Source organism: Methylocystis heyeri (assembly GCF_004802635.2).
In the GTDB taxonomy this organism is placed as follows: Bacteria; Pseudomonadota; Alphaproteobacteria; order Rhizobiales; family Beijerinckiaceae; genus Methylocystis; species Methylocystis heyeri.
Genome location: NZ_CP046052.1, coordinates 2,472,534 through 2,494,182, shown reverse-complemented (window position 1 = coordinate 2,494,182; position 21,649 = coordinate 2,472,534). Strand labels below are relative to the sequence as shown.

The window sequence follows — 21,649 nt, the reverse complement described above, 5'->3', positions numbered from 1 at the left end:
CGAGCATTGGCGTGGAGAACAGGGAATGGCTCACCCTTGGCGAGGATATTTTACTGCGGGCCTCGACGCCGATCCGGAACTCGCCGCAGCCATCGATGGGGAGTTGAGGCGCCAGCAGAGCTGTATCGAGCTCATCGCCTCCGAGAATATCGTTTCGCGACTGACCCTCGAAGCTCAAGGCTCGATCCTCGCCAACAAGACCGTCGAGGGCCTGCCCTTTAGCCGCTATTACGGCGGGGCCGAATTCGCCGACGCGGTCGAGCAGCTCGCCATTGATCGCGCCTGCAGGCTGTTCGGCTGTCGCTTCGCCAATGTCCAGCCCCATTCGGGCTCGAACGCCAATGCGGCTGTTTTTCTCGGGCTGGTGAAGCCCGGCGAGGGAATTCTGGCCATGGACGTGGCCGCGGGCGGCCATATCAGCCACGGCCATGCGGCGACGTTGACGGGGCGGGATTACAGGATCGAATTCTACGGCGTGGATCGCGCCGGCGAGCGCATCGATCTCGACGACCTGCGCGGCCGCGCCTTGCGCGCCCGCCCGAGGATCATCGTCGCCGGAGGCTCCGCCTATCCGCGGATGATCGATTTCGCCGGCTTTCGCGCGGTCGCCGACGAGGTCGGCGCCCGCCTGATGGTCGATATGGCGCATTTTGCGGGGCTCGTGGCGACGGGACTTTACCCCGACCCCTTTCCGCACGCCCACATCGTGACCACGACGACCTACAAGTCCCTACGCGGCGCGCGAGGGGGGCTCATATTGTGGAACGACGCTTCCCTCAGCGGCAAGATCAACGGCGGCGTTTTCCCGGGCGTTCAGGGCTCCGTTCTTCTGCACGGCGTCGCCGGCAAGGCCGCCTGCCTCGGCGAAGCGCTGCGGCCCGAGTTCAAGGACTATAACCGAGCGGTTCTCGACAATGCGCAGGCGCTGGCTTCGGCCCTTGCCGCAGCCGGCCTCAGGATCGTCTCGGGCGGAACGGACACCGGCCTGATGCTGGTCGATCTCGCATCCATGAAGATAACGGGAGACGTCGCCGCCAAGGCGCTGGAGCGCGCAGGCCTCGCCGTGAACAAGAATCTCATTCCCTTCGATCCACGGCCTGCCGAAGCTCCATCAGGCCTCAGGCTTTCCAGCAACGCGGGCTCCACCAGAGGTTTCGGCGTCGCGGAGTTCGGCGAAATCGGAAGATGGATCGACCGCGTTTTGCGCCGGCCCGAAGACGCGGCAAACCTCGCGGCTGTGCGCGACGAAGTGCGGATTCTGTGCGAACGACACCCTATCTACTGATTGCCCGAGCATCCGCTCGTCTGGTCGGCAGGCGTCGCCTCCCGGGCCGGCCGCTTCGGCTGCGGCGGACGCCGGCGGCGAAAATGAAAGGACGCGCAATGGCTGCGATCTCCAACGATATTGTTCTCGGCGCCTCGGCTCCGGATTTTCGGCTGCCCGCGACTGACGGAAAAAGCTACGGATTGGACGAAGTCGCCGGCGCCAACGGCACGGTGATCGTCTTCATCTGCAATCATTGTCCCTATGTGAAGGCCGTGATCGATCGCCTCGTCGCGGATGCGCGCCTTCTGCTCGGCGAGGGCGTCGGGTTCGCCGCGATATGCGCGAACGACGCCGACGCCTATCCCGAAGATTCATTCGAGAACATGAAGAAATTCGCGCAGACCCACAAATTTCCCTTTCCCTATCTGCACGACGAATCCCAGGCGGTCGCGAAAGCCTATGGCGCGGTATGCACCCCGGACTACTTCGGTCTCGACCGCCAGCGCGTGCTGAAATATCGCGGCCGGCTCGACGAAGGCCGCACGGCGCCCATTGCCGCCGGCGCGCGGCGCGAGCTTCTGGAAGCCATGCGCAATATCGCAAAAAATGGGGCGGCGCCGAAGGAGCAGATTGCGTCCATCGGATGCTCGATCAAATGGAAATAGGTTCGAGGCGAAGCCGCGTACGGACGATGGAACAAGGGGGCGACGAAAGCCGCCTCGAGGAAAAAAGCGGGCGGGCTTCGCATCCGCAGACGCAATGGCTCGGCCATCCCAAGGGCCTGAGCGTGCTGTTCGCCACCGAGCTGTGGGAGCGCTTTTCCTACTACGGCATGCGCGCCCTGCTGGTCCTTTACATGGTCGATCATCTGCTCGCGCCGGGCGGGGAGGCGGAAGTTCTCGGCCTCGCTTCTTTGAAGCGGGTTCTCGAGGCCGTGTTCGGGCCGCTCGGCCCGCAGCCGTTGGCTTCGCAGATCTACGGGCTTTACACCGGCTTCGTCTATCTGACCCCGATCCTCGGCGGCTATCTCGCGGATCGTTGGCTCGGGCGGCGGCGCATGGTCGCTTTGGGCGCGGCGCTCATGGTCGCGGGGCATTTCCTGATGGCGTCCGAGCCGTTCTTCCTGTTGGCGCTGCTGCTTCTCATCCTGGGCAATGGCGCATTCAAGCCCAACATAGTGACGCAGGTGGGAGGACTCTATGCGCCCGGCGACGCCCGCCGCGACCGCGCCTATTCCCTGTTCTACGTCGGCATAAACATCGGCGCCTTCTTTTCTCCCCTGGTCAGCGGGACGCTCGGCGAAACCCTGGGATGGCATTACGGCTTTGCGAGCGCCGGCGTCGGAATGGCGATAGGGCTGCTGACATATCTCATCGGCTCGCCGAGCCTGCCAGCGGATCGGCCGCGCCAGCGAAAGTCGGAGCCCACGTCGGCCGACAGGGCCGGATCCCGGCGCGCCTTGCTGGGCGTGCTGGCGCTTTTTATTCCCGCAACCTTGTTCTTTGCGACCTATGAACAGCAGGGCAACACTATTGCCCTGTGGGCGGAAAAATTCACCGATCGCGGAGTCGATCTGATCCTGTGGAAAGGGGATATCCCCGTCACCTGGTTTCAGGCGTTCAATCCGCTCATGGTGTTCCTCTTCACGCCGCTGCTGGTCGCTCTATGGGCCGCGCAGTCGCGCAGAGGTCGCGAGCCCGGCGCGATGGCCAAAATGGCCACCGGCTGCTTCGGCGTAGCGCTCAGCTATCTCATCATGGCTCTGGCCGCCTGGATCAATCCCGGCGGCAGATCGAGCTGGCTCTGGCTCGCCGGCTATTTCGTCGTGATCACCTTTGCGGAGCTGTATTTTTCGCCGATCGCGCTGTCTCTGGTGTCGCGCATCGCGCCCGACCACGCACGCTCGGCGACGATGGGGTTCTGGCTGACGACGACATTCGCCGGCAATCTGCTGGCGGGATGGATCGGAGGCTTATGGGCGAGCCTCTCCTCGGCGCAGTTCTTCCTTGCGCTCTGCGCCCTCTCCGCCGCGGCGGGCGCGTTGATCGCGCTCGCGCGGGGGCCGCTCGGGGCGCTCACGCAAGAGTGAACGCCCCGATGAGGGCGGCTTCGACCCGCGAGCTTCAGAGGATGGTGTTTTCGTTTATTTCTCCCGGAGCGAAAGGCGACAGAAACAGCCCTGCGAAGCCCTCCTCGAATACGCGAAGCACCGTGACCTCGGTCTCGCCGATGAGCACGTGCAGGCCGACGCGAACCGGCGCCGAGGTCTCCACCGCGACGCCAGAAGCGGAGAGATCGGAAATCCGGACCGTATGCTCGCAGCCGTCGGGCGTGCGCATCACCGCGTATTGATTGACCGGAACGAGGCGGCCGTGGGAACGGTCGTCGGGAATATCGAGGGCGCGCTGGTTGGCGTGCCAGGTGAGCTTGGCGGCGAGCGCCTCGCGCTCCGCGGCCGGAACCCTCAGCGTCATCGCGAAGCCGTCGTGCAATATGCGTATGACGCTCCCCTCGAAACGTCCCAGATCGTCGATGTCGGCTAAGACAGTCTCGCCGCGCCTCGGCGAGGCCAGGGCCGAAAGCCGCATGCCGCCGGGAGAAATATCGACGGTGCGGCAGGGATGCTCCGAGCCCGAGGAGAATATGCAGCGCCCGGGCAAAGAGATTTCCACACGCTGGAAGCGACGGCTGTCCGAAAGAACGAATAAGGGTTTGCAGCCTTCAAATTCGGATTTGGGTTGTTTTGTCATGATACTTTCCGGCCATAAGGCTCAAACACGCCGTAGCGCCAGAATGAAAAAGAAGCATTAAAACATGTTTACTGAATCTTGGCGTTTGATTTCACTTTCTTTTCTCGGTCCGTACGTCGGCCGCTCCCGGTCTCCTGCGTTTTCCGTCTGCACTTTCCCGGCAGCGCGAGCCTATCTGCATGATTTTACGTATAAATTGTCGCAAGGCAAAAGGAACGGCGTCTCGGCGCCGGAGTTTAACGAGCGACGATCGGGCGCCCGTGCGGGCCTGCGCCGCGCGTTCTCCGGCTCTATCGCCAGGGTAAAGCGGGAAAACCCGCAGCCAAAATGGAGACTCCGATGACCCTGTTCGGCAAAAGCATCGAGAGCCTGGACGAACTGTTCGTTTCAGGCCTCAAGGGCGCCTACTACATGGAAAACGAGATCGTCGAGGCCTTGCCGGATTTGATCGAGACGGCGCGCTCTTCGCAATTGAAACAGGCGTTGTCGTCGCATCTCGAAGAGACCAAGGGACAGGTGCAGCGGCTGCTCCAGGTATTCGAGATGCATGGCGTAAATCCCGAGTCCGAAAGCTGCCCGGCGATCGACGGCATCATCAGGGAAGGAAGCGAAATGGCGTCGGATTCGCAAGGCGGCGTGCTCGACGCGGCCATCGTGTCCGCGGCCCAGAAGGTCGAGCACTATGAAATCACCACGTACGGCTCCCTCATCTCCTGGGCCAAAGCGCTCGGTCGGGAAGACTGCGCTTCGGTTCTGAGGAAGAACCTCGACGAGGAAAAAGCCGCCGACGCCAAGCTGACCAAACTCGCCGAAGAGGGAATAAACCAGCTCGCGGCCTAAAGGGGATCTCAGCGCGAGACCATCTCCGAGGCGCAGACGCCGGCGCAGAGGAGGCCGGCGTCTCTCTCGTCGATCGCGGTGGTTCTCTGTTTTGCGGGCGACGTGTCGAGGGCAGCCCTTCCGAAAAACGTAATTTTTTCGATAATTCGCTTCAAGTTCGTTAACCGGGAGTCGGGGACGCCGCTCTTACTAATTTAGCAATATTTTCGATTCCGTCTTCCGTTGCTCAGGGCGTCTCAACTATCAAGACAATCTGACAGGGGCGGCGCGCCCCCGTCTCGCTTTGGATCGGGACGCGTAAAGCGCAACCCGCGCCGAAGCGCCCGCTTCAAGGAGAACCCCGTGCTGGTGTCGGTCATAATCACCAATTACAATTACGGCCGCTTCGTCGGCCAGGCGATAGACTCGGTGCTGGCGCAGACCCATCCGGAAGTGGAATGCATCGTCGTCGACGACGGATCGACCGACGATTCTCGCTCGGTGATCGAAGCGCGGCCCGGCGTCGTCGCGATTTTCAAGGAGAACGCCGGGCAGGCGCAAGCCCTCAAGAAAGGGCTGGAAGCGGCCAGGGGCGACCTCGTCATAAGCCTCGACGCCGACGATTACCTCTTCGAGAACGCCTGCGCCCGCGTGGCGGAGGTCTGGCGGCCGGGGGTTTCCTGCATTCATTATCGGCTGAGCCTCAACGGCGATCCCGCCCGGACCTGGCCGAGCGAGCCCTTCCTGAACGAAGGCCATGCGGAGTTTCTGGCCGCCAATGGCTATTATCCGTCTCCGCCCATGAGCGGAAACGCCTTCGACCGGAAATACATCCGCGAACTCCTCGCCCGCGCGGAGCATCTCGACGGCGACGGCGTCGACGCCTACCTGCTTTATTCGGCGCCCTTTTTCGGCCGCGTCGCGCATGTCGACGAAGCGCTCGGCGTCTACCGGACGCATGGCGGCAATGTGTCGATGACCTCGGGAAAGAAAACCGTCCGCAATTTCGGCGACCACGCCTATTACCAGTTCTGGGCGCAACAGAACGCCCAACGCTTCGCGCAGGAGAAGGGCGTCCCATATCCCCGCCGCAACCATCTCGTCGGCGCCTATCCGTCCTTGTGGATGCTGGTCGCCAAGGACGGCGGCTATGATCGTCTCCAACTGCCCGATCAAAGCCGGCTGGTGACGACGATGGCTGCGATCAAAGGCTTTGCGTTTCAGCCGGGTATCGAAAATCTCCGTAGGCTGAAGAACATCCTGCTGCTGCTGCTGCTGCTGCCGGCGCCCCTGATCCTGCGGCGGCGGCTGGAGAGCCGCCTGCTGGGCTGAGCGGCGAAAAATTCATCCTTGCAGGAACGCAGGAATCTCGGCCGCGAGTCAGTCGGCGGCATTCCCGACGCGAAGCGGAATCGGCGATCCAGAGCGCGCTCGGTCGAACGCGCTCCAAATCTCATTGACCGAGCATATTCTTTTTCAAAGACCGCTTCGCAATTTTTGTGGACATGCTTCAGAGTGTTTGTGTTGACGCGTTTCCCACGCCGGACCGGCGTCCACTCGGCTGGAAACGCTCTAGCGTTGCGCCTTCGCGATGAATTCCGCGACGGCCTTGCTGTTGTGCTCGCCGATCAGATGTTCGCCGTCCGCCACCAGATCGGCGAGGGTCTGGGCGCGCAGGGCCTCGCGCCAGGCCGTCTCGGCCGCCAGCATCCTGGTTTTGATGAAGCACTCCATTTTGTAGTCGCAGGGGTTCGTGGACTTTCCCGGCGCGCGCTGGCGGATTTCGCGGCAGGTGAAAGCGGGCTCCCGGCCGTCGATAGCCTCGACGATGTCGAGCAGCGTGATTTCGGCGGGCGGGCGGGCCAGCCGATAGCCGCCGCGGGGGCCAGGCGCGGCCTCGATCGCCTTGGCCTCCGCCAGGGCGCGCAAGTGCTTGAGCAGATAGCTTTCGGAAAGCCCGTGCAGTTCTGCGAGGGCCTTGCCGGGAAGCACCCGGCCCTCGCCCAGCCCGGCCAGCACGAGCGCGCAGTGCAACGCCGCCTCCACTCCATCGCTCAGTCGTCTCAATCCCTGTTCCCCCGACAACAAGACCCGGCTTGAATGGCGCGACAATCGTGGATATAAATTATCCACGAATCGGAAGCCTCTCCAATCCACGGCAAAAAGGATCGTCCCTCATGGAACGCAGGATGAATATCGCCGAAGCAGCGCCCGCGCTCTACGGCGTCGTGCGCGATCTCGACCTCGCAGTGCGAAAATCCGGACTCGATCCGCAGCTGCTTCATCTGCTCAAGCTGCGCGCCTCGCAGATCAATCACTGCGCCTATTGCGTGGATCTGCATGTCCGGGAATCGCTCGCCGACGGGGTTGCGCCGCAGAAGCTGCACCTGCTCGCGGTATGGCGGGAATCGCCGCTGTTCGACGAGCGCGAACGGGCGGTTCTGGAATGGACCGAAAGCGTGACGCTGGCCGCAGAGACTGGCATTCCGGACGAGGCCTGGAAAAAAGTGCGCGCCGTCCTCTCCGAAGCGGAGATCGGGCGCCTGACCGTGGCGATCGGCATGATCAATCTCTGGAACCGGATCGCAGTCGGTTCGCGCATGAGCCACCCCGTCGATGCGGCGCAGTAAGCCGACGTAAAAAGGCGAACCGGCATGAAACGGAGCATTATCGTCGCCGCCGCGGCCCTGTCGACGGCGGGCGCCTTCGCCGCAGAGCGCATTGGTCAAAAGGAAGGGATAGACAAGGAATGCGACTCGTCCCGACCCCGGGCGGTCGCGGAGGTTTTGCGCGAAGATGCGCTTCCTCGATGGCCGGGCGGAAGGGTCGTCATGGTTCGGGTGGTTTTCCCGCCTGGCTCATGCGCCATGGCTCACAGTCATGGCGGTTCTGTCTGGGGCTATGTGGTCTCCGGAACGATCCGCTCCCAAATTGGAGGCGAGCCGGTTCAGACCCTGGCGCCGGGACAATCATTCTTCGAACCGCCGGGCGTCGTGCACAGTCTCGCCGAGAACGCGAGCGATACGGCTCCGGCCGAGATCCTGGCCTTTCATGCGCTCGGCCAGGACGAAAAAGTCACTGTCTTCGGGCGCCATTAGAGGATGGCCGCGCGGCGGGGCTTCAGTGCCTGTAGCAGGGCCTCGTCGCAGGTCCGGCATGGCGCCGGTGATGCCGGCCATAGCATCCGTTGAAGTAATAGACAGGCGCGTCGTCGGGATAGGCCAAAGTGACCGGCACAGCGGGGAAAACGCCGCGCTCCAGAGGGCCGGCGAGCGCCGCCGCGACGGCCTCGCAAGGCACGCCGAGCTGCCGGTCGCCATTCGATACGGTGCAGGGCCGGTTATAGAGCGGCGAGCCGGTAGGAAGCTGCCGCACCAGCCAGTCCTGATAGGTCACGGTGGGCGCGGGCTCGATGAAAATCACTTCCTCCGCGAAATAGCCGCCCGCCCGGCAAGATGCGGGAAAAATGAAGGAACTCGCTGCAGCCAGCGCTGCGATCAACGCCTGCGTCTTCGTCATGTCTACCCCCAGGGCGCGAGCCCGGCCGCGCTCGGCGGCGTGATGCGCCGCTGATGGCGCGCCTGGACATGGAAAGGCGCAACGCCCTGCAATTCAAGGAAGTCCATGATTGTTGTTTAACGGGAGCTGAAGGAAGGCGTCGCGGCAAAAAAAAGCGCCCTGCCGCGGCGCAGGCGGCGGGGCGCTTTCGGCTCGAGTCGCCGATTATTGCGCGGGCTGGCTCTTCGCCTTGTGTTCCTTGGATTTCTTGGCCTTTTTGCCGTTCATCTTGTCATGGGCGTCGGCCGGCGCCGGAGCAGGGGCGGGTTCGGCGGCCTGCGGGGCGGCGGGCTCGCTTTGGGCATGGCTTGCAGCGGCCGGCGCGGCCTCCGGCGCAGGAGCTTCGGCCGAAGAAGCCGGCGCCTCTGCGGGCGCGGCGGCGGTTGCGGGCGCTTCCGGCGTCGCCTCGGACTTATGGAAAGCGAGGAGGCCGGCGGCGGCTCCAACGACGATTACGGCGGCGACAGCCAGTATGACTTTGCGCATTTGTTTTGCTCCTGTGGTCGCCCGGTGAAATCGAGTGGGGCGAATAGGCTTTTAGCGCCCTCGGCGCTCGGTCACGGATAAGGCGTATTCGTGACATCTGGAACGGACTTCCGCCGTCGGGGCAGTCGAGCGCGACCGCCCGGGACAGGCTGGCGGTCGTCGCGTCGAAACAGCTTTATAGCCGAGGGCGGCGCCTTCGCAAAAAAAGCGCGGCCGCCGCCGCGATCGCCGAGAGGCGGCCTGGATCGCCCGCCGCCTGGAGGTCCGCCGTCAAATGGATGATTTCGTTACCCAAAGCCGCGCAGCCTCCTCGGCCTCGGCGCGGCGCTTCTTCTTCAGCGATTCATTCGCGGCCAGGCAGCGCGCCAGGATCTCGGGCGGCGCAGATTCGGGCGAGCCTGATTCGAAAGGAGGCCGGGGATCGTACTCGAGGCCGAGCTGTATGGCCTGGGCGGTCTCGTCGCCGCTGATTTCGGCGAGCACTGTCAGGGCGAAATCGATTCCCGCGGTCACGCCGCCGCCGGTGATCACATCGCCGTCGCGAACCACGCGCGCGGCCACGGGGAAGGCGCCGAACAGCGGCAGGAGTTCGCGCCAGGCCCAATGGCAGGCGGCGCGCTTGCCGAGCAGAAGCCCGGCGGCGCCGAGAATGAACGAGCCCGTGCAGACCGAAGTCACATAACGGGCGCCGAGTCCGAGCCGGCGGATTTCGGCGGTAAAGACCGGATCGCATGCGATCGTCGTCGCCGAAAGGCCGCCGGGAACGCAAATGAGGTCGCAGGCCGGGACGCTCGCCAGCGGAACCGTGCCGTTGAATTCCAACCGCTCCGATTTCACCGCGCCGCCGTCTCGGCTGGCGAGGATCGTTTCGGCCCCGGGCGCGCGGCTCAAAAATTCGTGCGGGCCGGTGAAATCGAGCTGGGTCATGCCGTCATAGAGGGCAAAGACAATGGTGAAAGGAGGCGCGGACATGGGTTGAGCCCCTTATTTGCGTGACGCCTTATTCGAGCGCCGACCGTCAGTGGCGAAACGACCTTCTTCGCTCATCTTAAGCATGGTCGGCGATGAAGGCGAGGGCGCTGCCGATTGCGCGTCAAGACGGCAAAGCCGGACGGGTACGCGATCCATGGGAACAATGGTGCAGGCGCGCCTCGCGGTTCATAGCGATCGGCAGGGCCGACGCATTGGGGCAGGGCTGCTGCTCGATGCGCTGACGCGCACGCCTCAGGCGGCGGATATCGGCGGCATTCGCGCTCTCGCCGTCCACGCCAAAGACGAAGCCGCCGCATCCTTGTATCGGCATTTCGGCTTTGTCCCGTCGCTAAAAAAAATCCGTTGTAGCAAAATCACGATACATTGGCATGCGTAGCTTTTCCGTTGTAGCTGGGGGACTGGTGCCGGTCATTATAAATATACCTTACAATCCTATTATATAGGGTATTCCGATAATGAAAGTAACTGTTACAATTATAAGCCTGCTAGTTGTAATTTTTGTTTCCCTCGAGAGCGTTATTCATTATCGAGAGCAGTGGAAAAATTATCGCTCAACTGAGCAGTTGCTAGGGCACGAGACAATTTTCTTTAAATCCGGGATAGGCGTTTACCGAAATATGGCGCCAGATGATGCCTTCAAGTTGTTCGTCGAGCGGGTCGAGGATGCAATCCGTGCAGAAAACGCTGCGACGTTGAACGTGATGACGATGGCCAATGAACCTTCGGCCACGGGCGCAGCCCGCAGCACGGTGCAAAATTCTTGATTGACGCAGGTTGGGTCTGGGATGGCGGGATTCGATCTGTCAGGTGAATCCGGTCAGCTCTTGCAGCGCCGCCTTGAGGTCGGCGAACCGCCGTTTGCCAAGCTGGCGCTGCCAGTCAGCTTCGAGTTGGCGCATGGTGGCAATGTTCGATTCTAGAACCAGCCATCCGCGTTCGGTGAAGTGAATAGTGGCGCGTCCGTTCCCCGGTTCGCGGCGGCGTTGCAGATAGCCAAGCTTTTCGAGTTGACCGACGAGATGGTTCACCGCCTGCTTCGACGCGCCGAGGCGCTTTGCCAGGTCGGTCGGCCGCATGCCGTCCGCCGGAGGGTACTGGAACAGGCCTAAATGCGCCTCGGTGACATCCGCTAGGCCGCGTTCGGCCAAAGCCTGCAGCAGGCGAGAACGCGCCACTTGGTGGGCCAGGCGCAACAGCGCGCCGACATAAGGAGCCTTCTCGCTGCCGGGAATTTGCTTCAGTCGATCGCTTGACAATGCGGTAAAGCCACTTTACTCGTTTAGGTAAAGCCGCTTTACCACAGGGAACCGTCATCCGGCAAACTGCGGAAGAATCCATAAGATTGGCCAATATCGGAGCCGGATGCGATCGGAAAGCTGGAAGCCATGAAGCCGGTTGAGCAGGCGGTCATAACCATTGGGGGACTTGAAGTCCGTTATCTCCTGGATGGCGCCGTTAATGGAGCCGCCTCTGGAATGTTCGAGCTGACCATGCCGCCAGGGGCGCGGGCGCCCCCGCCCCACAGCCACAGCAAAAACGAGGAGATCATCTACTGCCTCGAAGGCGCGCTGCGCTGCTCGGTCGGCGGTGAAGTGCGCGATCTAAAGCCGGGCGAGCGCAGTTATACGCCGCGCGGCGTCGTGCATGGCTTCAGCAATCCGCATGATTGCGTGGCGCGAGTGCTTGTCATCCTCACTCCCGACATCGGCGCGCAATATTTCCGTGACGTCGCCGAGGTCGTTGGCGTCGCGGGTGGCCCCAACCCCGCGAAAATGGCTGAGGTGATGACCCGCTACGGTCTGGTTTTGTCCCCGCCCAGCCACGAAGCGTAAGTCTCTCGCGCCGCATTGCAATGCCCGCGCTAATGTGGTCAGGGGCCAGCCCAAAGGGGCGCTGGGGCTGCTTGTGGCGCATTCGCGCCGCCACAGGATGGCCCAAACCCATCCCTTCGCGTCCGCGATCAGGGGTATGTCGACCATTTTCGACCGCGCCGGTTTTCCCGTCATTCGCCAAGTCTGCCCACACGACGGACGCGGGCAAACCCTGAGGCTCACGGCCAAGGGAGCCAATTTCGTGGGCGGAATTGGCGGCGTTGGCTGACTGGAACGAAGCCGAGTGTTTCGGGAGCCTTGCAACCGACGACCGGCACGCCCTTCGGCGGAATCTGGAGGAGACCGTCAAGCGGTTCGGCCTAACCGCCATGCCCCTCGATTGACCGACACCAACCCCAAACCAAGGAGAACCACATGGATGCACAACTATCGAAGATCGCGGAAAGCTGCCTGCATGGCGCTGAACGCAACAGCATGACCTTTCCCCAAATTGTGGGGGCGTTGATGCAGGCGGGTTTCGAGAGCTACGCGATCGATTTCCGCCGCGCGACCGCGACATACTATCTACCGGACGGCGAGAGCATCGTTCTTCCCACGCATCGCCACCAAACGCCGATACGGAACGCGCTGGACGCCCTCGTTCTACAAGCGGCGATCAGGGAAGCGCAACAATCCGTTCCCGACTACACATATTTGGGGTTCTGCGCGAAGGTCATGGCAGGCGGTTGCGTGGGCTACGTGGTGTCCTTCTCCGGTCGTCGCGCCGTATATTTTGGCCGAACCGCCGAGACGCACGTTGAACACTTCCCTCAGTAGGAGCCCAATTTCCATTAGGCGCTCCACGCAGCTCACACGAAGGCGCGCAGCATGTCGGCGCATTGTTTTTTGATTTTCGCGGGCGCGGCTCAGGAGTAGCTTTTTCATCGCCGCTTTCGGCGTCCCGTCCCAGGGCCTGGCATCCGCCGGGCCCGCGCGCAAATGCAGCGGAACGAGCGGTCGTTTTTTCATAAGGGCTTGTCCCTGCGGCTGGCGGGAGCAAGTTCATATTCGAGCCGCTCGGGAGGAGCGCCATGTTCTCGACCATTCCCATCATCCAGGCCCCCATGGCCGGCGCGCAGGGGCCGGAGCTCTGCATTGCGGTCTGCGAGGCCGGCGGTCTCGGCTCGCTGCCCTGCGCGATGCTGACCCCGCAGACGGCGCGCGAGCAGATTGCGGCGGTGCGATCCCAAACCAGGGCTCCATTCAACGTCAATTTTTTCGTTCACAAGCCCCCGCGCGCGGACGCCGATATCGAGCGGCGGTGGCTGGAGCGGCTTTCGCCCTATTACGCCGAGGCCGGGCTCGAATGCGCTTCCGAGGCCGGCCCGGCCCGCGCCCCTTTCGACGACGCCATGTGCGCCGTGGTCGAGGAGACCCGCCCGCCTGTCGTCAGCTTCCATTTCGGCCTCCCCGAGGAGAGCCTACTTGCGCGCGTAAAGGCGACGGGCGCCAAAATCCTGTCGTCGGCGACCACAGTTGCAGAAGCGTGCTGGCTCGCTGAGCGGGGCGTCGACGCCATTATCGCGCAGGGCCGCGAGGCCGGCGGCCATCGCGGGATGTTTCTCGAAGAAGACATCGACGCCCAGCCCGGCCTTTTCGCGCTGCTGCCGCAGATCGCCGATGCGGTGAGCATCCCTGTGATTGCCGCCGGCGCCATTGCGGACGGACGCGGGATCGCCGCGGCCTTTATGCTCGGCGCCGCGACCGTGCAGATCGGCACCGCGTTTCTGCCGACGCCGCAGGCGAAGATTTCCGACCTTCACCGCGCCGCCCTGCGCGAGGCGCGGGATAATGCGACCCGCCTCACCAATCTCTACACCGGGCGTCCCGCGCGAGGGCTTTTGACGAGGTTCATGCGCGAGCAGGGCCCGCTGAACCGGGAGACGCCCGAATTTCCGCTCGCGGCGGCGGCGGCGGCGGCGCTGCGCGCGGCTTTCGAGGCGCGCGGACGGACGGATTTTTCGCCCCTATGGGCGGGAGAGGCCGCGGCGCTGGCGCGGGAAGAGGATGCGGGCGAGCTGACGCGCCGCCTTTGGCGCGAGGCGCAGGAGCTTTTGAACCCTGTCCCGATGCGGGCTTAACGATGTTTCGCCCGGGCTCACGCAAAAAGCGGCGTCGCCGCTTTGCAAGGTTCGCAATTCGTGAAACCTTGAGCCCGTCCGTGTCTGGATAATGCGCTCAACTTTTTGACCTTGCGCGATTTTCGATCGCTCCGACGAGCGGAAGGCGCGCCGGGAGGTTTGGGAGGAAAAAACAATGAAGCGTTCAATCGTCGGGTTTATCTTTGTTTGCGTCGCGCTTCTGCTGGGGGCGGCTCCCGCCGCCGCGCAGGCGACGAGAACCTGGGTGTCGGGCGTTGGCGACGACGCCAATCCGTGCTCGCGCACCGCGCCGTGCAAGACTTTCGCCGGCGCGATCTCCAAGACCGCGGTCGCGGGCGAGATCAATGTGCTCGATCCCGGCGGATTCGGGGCCGTGACCATCACCAAGTCGATCACCATACGTTCCGATCATACCGAAGCGGGCGTGCTCGTATCCGGCACCAACGGCGTCGTCGTTTCCGCCGGGGCGGGCGACACCGTGATCCTGGAAGGCCTCGATTTTGACGGGGCAAACGGGACCGGGCTCGATGGCGTCCATATCATCGGCGGCGGCGCCACCTATGTCATCAACTGCACGATTCGACATTTCAGCCAGAACGGCGTCAGCATCGCCACCAACACCGCAGGCAGCCGCGTCTTCATCCAGGATTCGAAAATCATCGCAAACGCAGGCGGGCTCAATGTGCAGGGAGCCGGCGGCGTCGCCAATGTCGGCATAGTCTCCCATAGCATTATCGACCACAATTCCAGCTTCGCGGTTCAGGCCAACGGCGCCGGCAATCTCATCTCGGTGGGGAACAGCGTGCTGAGCGGAAGCCCGATCGCGATAAATCTGCTCAACGGTGCGTCGGCGGTTTCGTTCGGGCCGAGCAACAGCGTGTCCGGTTCGGGCGCCTTCACCTCCACGGCCCCGTTCAAGTAAGCTCACGCCCCACGTCGGGGCCGGCGGTCGCGGAGCCTGTGATCTTCGGGCGCGACCGGCCCCGGCGCTGTTGAACGCGCGGCGCGAATCGATATGAGTCGCGCCATGAGTTTTTGTTCCTTCACCGCAGCGCGGGCGCCGCAATGACGGCCTCGCCCAAGGTTTCCATCGAAATGGGCGTCCGCGGGGGCGGGGGCGCGGCCGTCCTGGACCTCGAGGAGCTGCTGACCACCCGCCTGCTGGTGCAGGGGAATTCCGGCTCCGGCAAATCGCATCTGCTGCGCCGGTTGCTGGAGCAGAGCGCGCCCTGGGTACAGCAGGCCGTGATCGACCCCGAGGGCGATTTCGTCACCCTGGCCGAGCGTTACGGCCATGTGGTGGTGGATGCTGAGCGGGACGAGGCCGATCTGCAGCGCATTGCGGCGCGGGTGCGCCGGCACCGCGTCTCCGTGGTGCTCAATCTCGAGGGGCTCGACGCCGAGCGGCAGATGCGCGCCGCCGCCGCCTTCCTCGGCGGCCTGTTCGAGGCCGATCGCGAGATGTGGCACCCGGTCCTGGTGGTGGTGGACGAGGCCCAGCTCTTCGCCCCGGCTGCCGCAGGCGAAATATCCGACGAGGCCCGCAAGGCGTCGCTCGGGGCCATGACCAATCTGATGTGCCGCGGGCGCAAGCGCGGCCTCGCCGGGGTCATCGCCACCCAGCGCCTCGCCAAGCTCGCCAAGAATGTGGCCGCCGAAGCCTCCAATTTCCTGATGGGCCGCACCTTTCTCGATATCGACATGGCCCGCGCCGCCGACCTTCTCGGCATGGAGCGGCGCCAGGCCGAAATGTTCCGCGATCTCGAAAGCGGCAATTTCGTCGCCCTCGGCCCGGCCCTGGCGCGCCGCCCCCTCCCGGTGCGCATCGGCCCGGTCGAGACCGCGGCGCGCTCGGCCAATCCCAGATTGACGCCGCTGCCGGAGTCTCCGGCCGCCGAGGACGTCCATGAGCTGATATTCACCCCGGGGGAGAATGAGCCGAGCCTGCCGGTCCCGCGCCGCTCGCCCTCCGTGACCCCTACGGCGGAGGTGCTGGCTCAGCTCGCCCGCAGCGGGCCGGCGGCGTCGCCCGCCCCGGCAGAGCCGCCTCCAGGCCTCACGCCGGAACAGCGACAGGCCGCGATCGACGCCGCCCTCAATGAAATCCTGTCCGAGAAAACCGGAGATTTCCGCAGTATCGCCACGCTCTACCAGGATTTTCTGGTGCGCTGCAGGATTCGCCGCATCGGGGGCGAGTCCTTGAGCCTCGCGTCCTTCCGGCGTCGGCTCGCCGCGGCGCATGCCGGCGTCGATCTCGCCGAGGCGGAGGCGGAGGGCTCTCCCTGGGGCGAAGTGCTGGGAATGGCGGAAAGCCTGCCCGAGGACGCGCAGGGCGTGTTTCTCTCCCTCGCGCGCGCGGCGTTCGACCAGCGCCCCTGTCCCTCCGACGCCGAGGTCGCCCGCGCCTATGGCACCCGCTCGCCGCGACGGGCGCGCAGGCTCTTGGCCTATCTGGAAGAGCAACAGGCGATCGTCTGCCGCCTCGACGGCCGCGGGCGCCGTATCGTGGCGATCCCGGGGCCGGCGTGGGAAACCGAACCCGGCGATCCCAATGCCCCGGAAAGCGTGGAGACTCCCGAAGCGCCGCCGGCCGAACTTCCGTTCGGGTGAATTGCACGTAACCTCTGGAAAGCAAAAGGCGGCGGTAGTATCGTCGATCTCGAGCGCGGCGGACGGTGGAGAGAACAAGGCAGGCGCCGAAGCGGGTTTCCACCGGAGCTTGCGCTGCGCTCGAGCATCGATTTCGCGCGACGGCGCTTGGCGAGACATGAGCCGATGGAACTGCACGGCGTTACCCGCTACTTGCTGGATCCGATAACTTCCGAGTTGTTTTCGCCAGGCTCGATTCTTTCTATTTACTCGTTGATCTGCACATTTGTTTTTGCGGTTTGCGCATTGGCCTGGCGCCGAAAGAAGCGTCGCGGCCATGCCGGCTTGCCGGCGATATTTCGCGCGATTGCGAGGACCCCTGTCGCAGCGCACAAATCCTTCCATGCCGACGTGAAGATATTGGCGCTGTGCCTGTTTGTCCTGCCGCCGGTCATGCTGACTTTGATGATCTCCGCGCATGCCGTATCTGTGGCCGTGCGCTCGTCATTGCAGGCCATCTTCGGTTCAGTTCATTTTTTTGGAGGTCACGATGCGCTGATCGTGGCGGTGTCCACCATAATACTGTTCCTGGCCTATGAGATCGGATATTTCGTCGATCACTATCTCAAACACAGGGTCGAATTCTTGTGGGAGCTGCACAAGGTTCATCACACGGCGGAGGTCCTGACGCCTCTGACCAACTACAGGAACCATCCGCTCGACAATGTCATTTTCGGCTATATGCTCTCTACCTTTATCGGCGGCGCCTCCGGCGTGCTGGCATGGCTGTTCGACCGCGAGACGCAGATTATCGCCATAGACGGCAAGAACGTCATTTTTATCGTTTTTCTCTGGACCATCGGACATCTGCAACATTCGCAGTTCTGGATTCCCGTTCGCGGCGCCTGGGGGCGCGTGATCATGAGTCCGGCGCACCACCAGATCCATCACTCGGACGATCCAAGACATTTCAACCGCAACATGGGCAGCGTGCTCGCCCTGTGGGACTGGATGTTCGGCACGCTCGAAATCCCCTCGGCGGAGAACCCTCGGCTTTCCTATGGCGTGAAGGAAGAAGGCGAAGACGCTCATTCGTGGTTCGGCATTCTCGCGACGCCCGTCGTCGGCGCTGCTTCCGCGTTGTGGCGCGCGCTGGTCTCAGTGAAGAATTCGTTTTCCAGCGCGGGGAACTCTGTGACCGATATTGTTTCCGACTGAACCAAACGCTCGGCGCCGTCACCGCGAGAAGCGGAGGTCAGTCGAACCCCAATGACGCCAAAAAAGAAAAGGGGTCCAACGTGACCAGAATGCGTGCGGATCTGCTTCTTCTTCTGGTCGCATTCATCTGGGGAACCGCATTTGTCGCGCAGAAAAGCGCCAACGAACATATGGGCCCGGTCAGCTTCGTCGGTCTTCGGTTTCTTCTGTCCTTCATCGCGGTGGCGCCGCTGGCGCTCCGCGAGCACTGCCGAAAGTATCGCCCCAGTTTGAGCAAAGGGGATTTGGCGCTCGCCGGTCTGATCGGCTTCTTTCTCTTCACCGGCGCCGTTTTGCAGCAGATCGGCCTCGTTTCGACCTCGGCGACCAACGGCGGTTTTTTGACCGCGCTCTATGTGATTTTCGTTCCCTTCGTCGTCTGGGTCATAACCGGCGCGCCGCCCAAATTCGTGGTTCTCGTCGCGGGCGCCGTGTCCATCGCGGGGGCCTGGCTCCTGACGGAAAAAGGGCAATTCCAGCGCTGGTCCGGCGGCGATACTCTGGTGCTCGTCGCGGATCTCGCCTGGGCTGGAGCGATAAGCCTGATCCCGGTTTTTCTCCGCCGCGTCGAGCGGCCGTTCTTTCTGGTTTTCGCGCAGCACGGCGTCGTTGCATTTTGTGGCCTCATAGCCGGACTGAGCTTTGAATCTTTTTCCACGGAAGGTGTGACTTCGGCGCTTCCCGCACTTCTCTATGCCGGCCTGTGCTCGGGCGGGATCGCCTACACGCTGCAGATTCTCGCCCAAAAATATACGCCGCCGGCGGAAGCGGCTTTGATCCTGTCGCTCGAGAGCGTCTTTGCGGCCTTGTCGGGAGCGGCTCTGCTGTCCGAACGCCTGACGCCTTCGGCGATGCTCGGCTGCGCGCTGATTTTTCTCGGCGTGATTCTGGTGGAAGTCGGACCGATCAGGAAAGCCGTTCCAGATTAGGGATGGGCGAGGAAGCATGTTCCCAAAAACTGCGCGGGGCATGCTCTGCAACAAGCATGTCGGTGGGTTTGAGCCTGAATAAAACGGCTCCCGATGTCATCGCGAGGAGCGTAAGCTCCGTGGCGATCCAGGAGGGTTAGGCGCGGCGCTGGATAGTCCTCGCGCTGCTTCACTCGCGGCGCGATGACGCAAACGGATCAGTCCGAACCCTATTACTCGCATCGCTCCAGCGCCAACCTCAGCGCCGCGCCTACGACGGCTGCGTCATTGGTTTCGGCAATGACGACGTCTTTTTCGCTCGGCAGATCTTCCCAATATTCGGGCTTGGCGTCACGCTTGTGGGGCTGGATTGTAATTTTTCCTTCGGATCTTTTTGTTATGCACCAATCCATGTTTTTATGGAAGGCGCGCTTGGTCTTGTAGCCATAGCGCCGCATGGCTTCCGCCTGCCAATTACGATAGCATCGCACATATCTCTCGGCTTTCGAGAACACCGGATCGGGCGGCCAGATGAACGGCTTCGTTTCAGCGCGTCCAACAGCGCTCCTCCCAGCTCTTCGTGGGTTGCGCTGGGCGCCAGATTGATTACAAAGCCATCATCCTCGCGCTGGATAATGGCATATCCCGAGAGCGGCTCGATGGAGATGACTCGTTCCGTTCGATGCACTGTCGCCCATTGTGAGAAGGGCAAGATGTCCGTCGATTTCATTGGCTACTCGCAACGGTCCAGGGCCAACCTCAGCGCCGCGCCCACCGCGGCGGCGTTATTGGTTTCGGCAATGACGACGTCTCTCTCGCGCGGCAGATCGGACCAATATCCAGGCTTATCCCGCTTGTGCGGTCGTATCAGAATTTTTCCTTCCGACCTCTTCGCCCGGCACCAGTCCATATTTTTATGAAGGTCGCGCGTGGATTTGTAACCATAGCGCTGCATGATATCCTTCTCCCAGTTCTGATAGCATTGTTCGTATCGTTCGGCTTCAAAGAAGCCCCACTCGTCGGGGGGCCAGATGAACCGGCTCCACTTCAGCGCCTCCAACAGCGCTCGTCCCAGTTCTTCATCGGCGGCGCCTGGCGCCAGATTGACCACATAGCCATCGTCTTCGCGCTGGACCATGCTGTATCCAGACAATGTTTCGATGGAGATGAACCGCTCCGTGCGCGAGATTTCTGCCCACTGTGCGAAGGGCAGAACGTCTGTCGATTTCATTCTCTGATCCTCGTGATTACGAGCGGGATGCCCTTTTCCCTGGCGTAGCGCCTCGCCCTGCGTAGCTGCCTCCATTGCACCGGCGAGGTATACTCAGAAATTGCGAGATGAATTGCTTTTGAGCGGATCAGATCGGGATCGAGATCGCGTTTCCTACGCGGCGCGTAATCCGCGGCAGCGTCCGTGTAGCGTTTCAGCTTCCCGTAGATGCTCTCCGGCTTCCTGATGTAGCTCACGCTCAGCGTATTCAACGTCTTGGCGCTAACAGCTTCCTGTGTAAGCGGATTGAATAGGTCGAACGTCTTGGCGTTGGCTGGTAATTTTCTCGCGCCCGGAAGAGATCCCGCAAGATAGTCTTCCCAGGGCCCTCCTTGGAGCTTGATGCCCTTTACCCAATTCGTCTTGATTTCGCCGTTGTCGGCGACGGCGCCGACGCCTCCGATTTCGTCAAATTCTTTGAGTCTTGTGGTTCGGGGCTCCGGCGCAGACTCGCCCACAGGCTTCGTCGAGGGGCGGATATTTTGCGGAAAGCTATCGAACGCCCAGGCCGCGCCGCCGACGTCGACCATCGAGCGCGGCATTTCACCAGCCGTCGCGATGCCGCCATTAATTGCGCCTTGATAAAGAGTCAGCGCGGCGGAAAGCAGATTGGCATGCGCAGCCGGAGGCTTGTAGTCGTAATCGAGCCAGAAGGAGAGCCGGTCCTGAAGGAAGGCATATTCGGCGGCGGCGCGCTCCTTTGCTTCAGGGGAAAGATTGCGGCCCTCCCGCCCCAGCCGATCGCCGAACTCGATGACCTTTTTGGTGAAATCGACCGGCCCCAGTTCGTCATATTTGCTCTCGAACGCAGCGGTTGGGGACGGTGGCCCCTCTTTATCCGCTTCGTCTTCCGATTGCGCCGGAGGAACCGAGGGCGCCTCTCCACCTGCCGGATCGGGGCCTCCCGCGAGAGTAAAGCGCCCTCGCCAATCCCTCGGGTGCCGCTCCGGATCGAACTTGGCGAGCGCCTTCTCAAAATTCGCGAGGCGTGCGGCGGCCTCGGCGCTCAGCTCGGGAACCCGCGCAAGGACTGCGGCGATGCAGGCGCGCGCCAAATCGCCTTGGTTGAGCGCTTCGGCTATCAGCCCGATGCTCGAACGCAGTCTTGTCGGGTCCTCGCCATAGGCGGTTTCGAGCAAGGCGTCGATCTCGGCAGCAGGCCGCGGCGCGAAACCCGCGCTCGTCCTGCGAAGCAGAGGCGCGCCTGCAAGCGACAATCCCTCGGCAGTGCAGCTCAGGCCCAATCCGCCGGCCCCATTGGTCAATCTGAAATTTCTCAGCATCCAGAGACCCGCTATTGATGTTTTTAAACATCATAGTTGCCTGTATGTTCCCGTCAAGCTGGCGGAGAGCCTTTTTTGGAGAGCCTCTTGTCGACACCCGCCGGCCATCCGCGGCGAAGATGCAGATCCATCATGCCCGCAACGCGCCCTGACTCCCGCCACGCGAATTGGAACGCGACTTGCTTCTCGCCGGATGGCGCGCCGATAAGCCTATTTCGTCAATATCAACTTGTTGTTCGCCGTGACGCGCAGTCGGTAACGCTCGCCGGCGTGGATGATCGTCATTTCTTGTCGGGGTCCAAGCAATTCGCGCGCGTCCATTTCGAGCGGCGCAGGCGCGTCCTCGGCGCCACGGGCTCCTGCGATCGCCTCTCTCTGAGGCGCTTTCTTCGATCGTCTCTCCATAGAATAAAAAAATTCAGCAAAGATGTAGCTGCGTCAACAGCGAATATCCTTCCTTAGAATAGTTGCAGGTTTGGATGAAAGGGGCCTGTTC

26 protein-coding genes are annotated in these 21,649 nt (G+C 62.7%); 16 read left to right on the top strand and 10 right to left on the bottom strand.

What is annotated here, in order from left to right; translation table 11 throughout:
* Positions 1-25: 25 nt before the first annotated feature.
* The 3 genes from H2LOC_RS11415 to H2LOC_RS11405 all read left to right on the top strand — a co-directional run bounded on the left by H2LOC_RS11415 (position 26) and on the right by H2LOC_RS11405 (position 3,356).
* On the top strand, positions 26-1,285 hold the full coding sequence (locus H2LOC_RS11415) for a serine hydroxymethyltransferase (RefSeq protein WP_136496508.1): 1,260 nt from the start codon (positions 26-28) through the stop codon (positions 1,283-1,285).
* A gap of 98 nt (positions 1,286-1,383) precedes the next feature.
* Positions 1,384-1,932 carry a thioredoxin family protein gene (locus H2LOC_RS11410; RefSeq protein ID WP_136496507.1) on the top strand — a complete coding sequence of 183 codons (549 nt, stop codon included), beginning with the start codon at positions 1,384-1,386 and terminating at the stop codon, positions 1,930-1,932.
* 26 nt (positions 1,933-1,958) lie between these two features.
* Complete coding sequence (locus tag H2LOC_RS11405) at positions 1,959-3,356, top strand: peptide MFS transporter (RefSeq protein WP_136496506.1); 1,398 nt, start codon at positions 1,959-1,961, stop codon at positions 3,354-3,356.
* Between the two features lie 34 nt (positions 3,357-3,390).
* Here H2LOC_RS11405 and H2LOC_RS11400 read toward each other — a convergent pair whose 3' ends face one another.
* On the bottom strand, positions 3,391-4,017 hold the full coding sequence (locus H2LOC_RS11400) for a PilZ domain-containing protein (RefSeq protein ID WP_136496505.1): 627 nt from the start codon (positions 4,015-4,017) through the stop codon (positions 3,391-3,393).
* 339 nt (positions 4,018-4,356) lie between these two features.
* Here H2LOC_RS11400 and H2LOC_RS11395 point away from each other — a divergent pair, with 339 nt between their 5' ends.
* The gene (locus H2LOC_RS11395; RefSeq protein ID WP_136496504.1) at positions 4,357-4,857 is read left to right on the top strand and encodes a YciE/YciF ferroxidase family protein; all 501 of its coding nucleotides are present in this window, start codon (positions 4,357-4,359) and stop codon (positions 4,855-4,857) included.
* 342 nt (positions 4,858-5,199) lie between these two features.
* Positions 5,200-6,168 carry a glycosyltransferase family 2 protein gene (locus tag H2LOC_RS11390; RefSeq protein WP_162009753.1) on the top strand — a complete coding sequence of 323 codons (969 nt, stop codon included), beginning with the start codon at positions 5,200-5,202 and terminating at the stop codon, positions 6,166-6,168.
* 240 nt (positions 6,169-6,408) lie between these two features.
* Here H2LOC_RS11390 and H2LOC_RS11385 read toward each other — a convergent pair whose 3' ends face one another.
* Complete coding sequence (locus H2LOC_RS11385) at positions 6,409-6,903, bottom strand: RrF2 family transcriptional regulator (protein ID WP_136496502.1); 495 nt, start codon at positions 6,901-6,903, stop codon at positions 6,409-6,411.
* Positions 6,904-7,013: 110 nt separating this feature from the next.
* On the opposite strand from H2LOC_RS11385, the gene H2LOC_RS11380 reads away from it, so the two are divergent.
* Both H2LOC_RS11380 and H2LOC_RS11375 read left to right on the top strand, forming a co-directional pair.
* Complete coding sequence (locus H2LOC_RS11380; protein ID WP_136496501.1) at positions 7,014-7,466, top strand: carboxymuconolactone decarboxylase family protein; 453 nt, start codon at positions 7,014-7,016, stop codon at positions 7,464-7,466.
* 24 nt (positions 7,467-7,490) lie between these two features.
* Complete coding sequence (locus tag H2LOC_RS11375) at positions 7,491-7,934, top strand: cupin domain-containing protein (RefSeq protein ID WP_136496500.1); 444 nt, start codon at positions 7,491-7,493, stop codon at positions 7,932-7,934.
* A gap of 22 nt (positions 7,935-7,956) precedes the next feature.
* On the opposite strand, the gene H2LOC_RS11370 is transcribed toward H2LOC_RS11375, so the two are convergent.
* The 3 genes from H2LOC_RS11370 to H2LOC_RS11360 form a co-directional block, all read right to left on the bottom strand.
* A complete protein-coding gene (locus H2LOC_RS11370; protein WP_136496499.1) occupies positions 7,957-8,355 on the bottom strand; it encodes a hypothetical protein in 399 nt (132 codons plus the stop codon).
* A 204-nt stretch (positions 8,356-8,559) separates the two neighbouring features.
* Entirely contained in the window at positions 8,560-8,880 is a 321-nt protein-coding gene (locus tag H2LOC_RS21580) for a hypothetical protein (protein WP_136496498.1), read from the bottom strand.
* Positions 8,881-9,150: 270 nt separating this feature from the next.
* Positions 9,151-9,852 carry a DJ-1/PfpI family protein gene (locus H2LOC_RS11360; protein ID WP_136496497.1) on the bottom strand — a complete coding sequence of 234 codons (702 nt, stop codon included), beginning with the start codon at positions 9,850-9,852 and terminating at the stop codon, positions 9,151-9,153.
* An 82-nt stretch (positions 9,853-9,934) separates the two neighbouring features.
* Here H2LOC_RS11360 and H2LOC_RS11355 point away from each other — a divergent pair, with 82 nt between their 5' ends.
* Together H2LOC_RS11355 and H2LOC_RS11350 are read left to right on the top strand one after the other, a co-directional pair.
* Positions 9,935-10,249, top strand: a complete 315-nt coding sequence (locus H2LOC_RS11355; protein WP_136496496.1) for a GNAT family N-acetyltransferase — start codon at positions 9,935-9,937, stop codon at positions 10,247-10,249.
* Between the two features lie 79 nt (positions 10,250-10,328).
* A complete protein-coding gene (locus H2LOC_RS11350; RefSeq protein WP_136496495.1) occupies positions 10,329-10,637 on the top strand; it encodes a DUF4231 domain-containing protein in 309 nt (102 codons plus the stop codon).
* A gap of 39 nt (positions 10,638-10,676) precedes the next feature.
* On the opposite strand, the gene H2LOC_RS11345 is transcribed toward H2LOC_RS11350, so the two are convergent.
* Positions 10,677-11,129 (bottom strand): MarR family winged helix-turn-helix transcriptional regulator, encoded by a 453-nt coding sequence (locus H2LOC_RS11345; protein WP_136496494.1) that lies wholly within the window; start codon positions 11,127-11,129, stop codon positions 10,677-10,679.
* Between the two features lie 129 nt (positions 11,130-11,258).
* On the opposite strand from H2LOC_RS11345, the gene H2LOC_RS11340 reads away from it, so the two are divergent.
* The 7 genes from H2LOC_RS11340 (at position 11,259) to H2LOC_RS11310 (ending at position 18,621) form a co-directional block, all read left to right on the top strand.
* On the top strand, positions 11,259-11,705 hold the full coding sequence (locus H2LOC_RS11340; RefSeq protein WP_136496493.1) for a cupin domain-containing protein: 447 nt from the start codon (positions 11,259-11,261) through the stop codon (positions 11,703-11,705).
* 414 nt (positions 11,706-12,119) lie between these two features.
* A complete protein-coding gene (locus H2LOC_RS11335) occupies positions 12,120-12,521 on the top strand; it encodes a DUF1398 domain-containing protein (protein WP_136496492.1) in 402 nt (133 codons plus the stop codon).
* A gap of 254 nt (positions 12,522-12,775) precedes the next feature.
* The gene (locus H2LOC_RS11330; RefSeq protein WP_136496491.1) at positions 12,776-13,825 is read left to right on the top strand and encodes an NAD(P)H-dependent flavin oxidoreductase; all 1,050 of its coding nucleotides are present in this window, start codon (positions 12,776-12,778) and stop codon (positions 13,823-13,825) included.
* Positions 13,826-14,000: 175 nt separating this feature from the next.
* The gene (locus H2LOC_RS11325; protein WP_136496490.1) at positions 14,001-14,768 is read left to right on the top strand and encodes a right-handed parallel beta-helix repeat-containing protein; all 768 of its coding nucleotides are present in this window, start codon (positions 14,001-14,003) and stop codon (positions 14,766-14,768) included.
* Positions 14,769-14,911: 143 nt separating this feature from the next.
* On the top strand, positions 14,912-16,456 hold the full coding sequence (locus H2LOC_RS11320; protein WP_136496489.1) for a helicase HerA domain-containing protein: 1,545 nt from the start codon (positions 14,912-14,914) through the stop codon (positions 16,454-16,456).
* Positions 16,457-16,780: 324 nt separating this feature from the next.
* Complete coding sequence (locus tag H2LOC_RS11315) at positions 16,781-17,653, top strand: sterol desaturase family protein (RefSeq protein WP_246206800.1); 873 nt, start codon at positions 16,781-16,783, stop codon at positions 17,651-17,653.
* An 89-nt stretch (positions 17,654-17,742) separates the two neighbouring features.
* Positions 17,743-18,621, top strand: coding sequence for a DMT family transporter (locus H2LOC_RS11310; RefSeq protein WP_246207174.1), 879 nt, complete (start codon positions 17,743-17,745; stop codon positions 18,619-18,621).
* A gap of 212 nt (positions 18,622-18,833) precedes the next feature.
* Here the strand turns inward: H2LOC_RS11310 and H2LOC_RS11305 are convergent, their stop codons facing one another.
* The 4 genes from H2LOC_RS11305 to hemP all read right to left on the bottom strand — a co-directional run bounded on the left by H2LOC_RS11305 (position 18,834) and on the right by hemP (position 21,474).
* Positions 18,834-19,115 carry a contact-dependent growth inhibition system immunity protein gene (locus tag H2LOC_RS11305; RefSeq protein WP_281350499.1) on the bottom strand — a complete coding sequence of 94 codons (282 nt, stop codon included), beginning with the start codon at positions 19,113-19,115 and terminating at the stop codon, positions 18,834-18,836.
* 218 nt (positions 19,116-19,333) lie between these two features.
* Positions 19,334-19,831, bottom strand: a complete 498-nt coding sequence (locus tag H2LOC_RS11300) for a contact-dependent growth inhibition system immunity protein (protein ID WP_162009751.1) — start codon at positions 19,829-19,831, stop codon at positions 19,334-19,336.
* Positions 19,828-21,135, bottom strand: a complete 1,308-nt coding sequence (locus H2LOC_RS11295; protein WP_154331633.1) for an endonuclease toxin domain-containing protein — start codon at positions 21,133-21,135, stop codon at positions 19,828-19,830. The genes H2LOC_RS11300 and H2LOC_RS11295 overlap by 4 nt, the downstream gene beginning before the upstream one ends.
* Positions 21,136-21,363: 228 nt before the next feature.
* Complete coding sequence (gene hemP, locus H2LOC_RS21775) at positions 21,364-21,474, bottom strand: hemin uptake protein HemP (RefSeq protein ID WP_281350566.1); 111 nt, start codon at positions 21,472-21,474, stop codon at positions 21,364-21,366.
* Between the last annotated feature and the right edge of the window lie 175 nt (positions 21,475-21,649).

Coding starts and splice junctions, on each gene's coding strand:
- H2LOC_RS11415 (WP_136496508.1), top strand. CDS start 26: ATGGCTCACCCTTGGCGAGGATATTTTACTGCGGGCCTCGACGCCGAT.
- H2LOC_RS11410 (WP_136496507.1), top strand. CDS start 1,384: ATGGCTGCGATCTCCAACGATATTGTTCTCGGCGCCTCGGCTCCGGAT.
- H2LOC_RS11405 (WP_136496506.1), top strand. CDS start 1,959: ATGGAACAAGGGGGCGACGAAAGCCGCCTCGAGGAAAAAAGCGGGCGG.
- H2LOC_RS11400 (WP_136496505.1), bottom strand. CDS start 4,017: ATGACAAAACAACCCAAATCCGAATTTGAAGGCTGCAAACCCTTATTC.
- H2LOC_RS11395 (WP_136496504.1), top strand. CDS start 4,357: ATGACCCTGTTCGGCAAAAGCATCGAGAGCCTGGACGAACTGTTCGTT.
- H2LOC_RS11380 (WP_136496501.1), top strand. CDS start 7,014: ATGGAACGCAGGATGAATATCGCCGAAGCAGCGCCCGCGCTCTACGGC.
- H2LOC_RS11375 (WP_136496500.1), top strand. CDS start 7,491: ATGAAACGGAGCATTATCGTCGCCGCCGCGGCCCTGTCGACGGCGGGC.
- H2LOC_RS11370 (WP_136496499.1), bottom strand. CDS start 8,355: ATGACGAAGACGCAGGCGTTGATCGCAGCGCTGGCTGCAGCGAGTTCC.
- H2LOC_RS21580 (WP_136496498.1), bottom strand. CDS start 8,880: ATGCGCAAAGTCATACTGGCTGTCGCCGCCGTAATCGTCGTTGGAGCC.
- H2LOC_RS11360 (WP_136496497.1), bottom strand. CDS start 9,852: ATGTCCGCGCCTCCTTTCACCATTGTCTTTGCCCTCTATGACGGCATG.
- H2LOC_RS11355 (WP_136496496.1), top strand. CDS start 9,935: ATGGTCGGCGATGAAGGCGAGGGCGCTGCCGATTGCGCGTCAAGACGG.
- H2LOC_RS11350 (WP_136496495.1), top strand. CDS start 10,329: ATGAAAGTAACTGTTACAATTATAAGCCTGCTAGTTGTAATTTTTGTT.
- H2LOC_RS11340 (WP_136496493.1), top strand. CDS start 11,259: ATGAAGCCGGTTGAGCAGGCGGTCATAACCATTGGGGGACTTGAAGTC.
- H2LOC_RS11335 (WP_136496492.1), top strand. CDS start 12,120: ATGGATGCACAACTATCGAAGATCGCGGAAAGCTGCCTGCATGGCGCT.
- H2LOC_RS11330 (WP_136496491.1), top strand. CDS start 12,776: ATGTTCTCGACCATTCCCATCATCCAGGCCCCCATGGCCGGCGCGCAG.
- H2LOC_RS11325 (WP_136496490.1), top strand. CDS start 14,001: ATGAAGCGTTCAATCGTCGGGTTTATCTTTGTTTGCGTCGCGCTTCTG.
- H2LOC_RS11320 (WP_136496489.1), top strand. CDS start 14,912: ATGACGGCCTCGCCCAAGGTTTCCATCGAAATGGGCGTCCGCGGGGGC.
- H2LOC_RS11310 (WP_246207174.1), top strand. CDS start 17,743: ATGCGTGCGGATCTGCTTCTTCTTCTGGTCGCATTCATCTGGGGAACC.
- H2LOC_RS11300 (WP_162009751.1), bottom strand. CDS start 19,831: ATGAAATCGACAGACGTTCTGCCCTTCGCACAGTGGGCAGAAATCTCG.
- hemP (WP_281350566.1), bottom strand. CDS start 21,474: ATGGACGCGCGCGAATTGCTTGGACCCCGACAAGAAATGACGATCATC.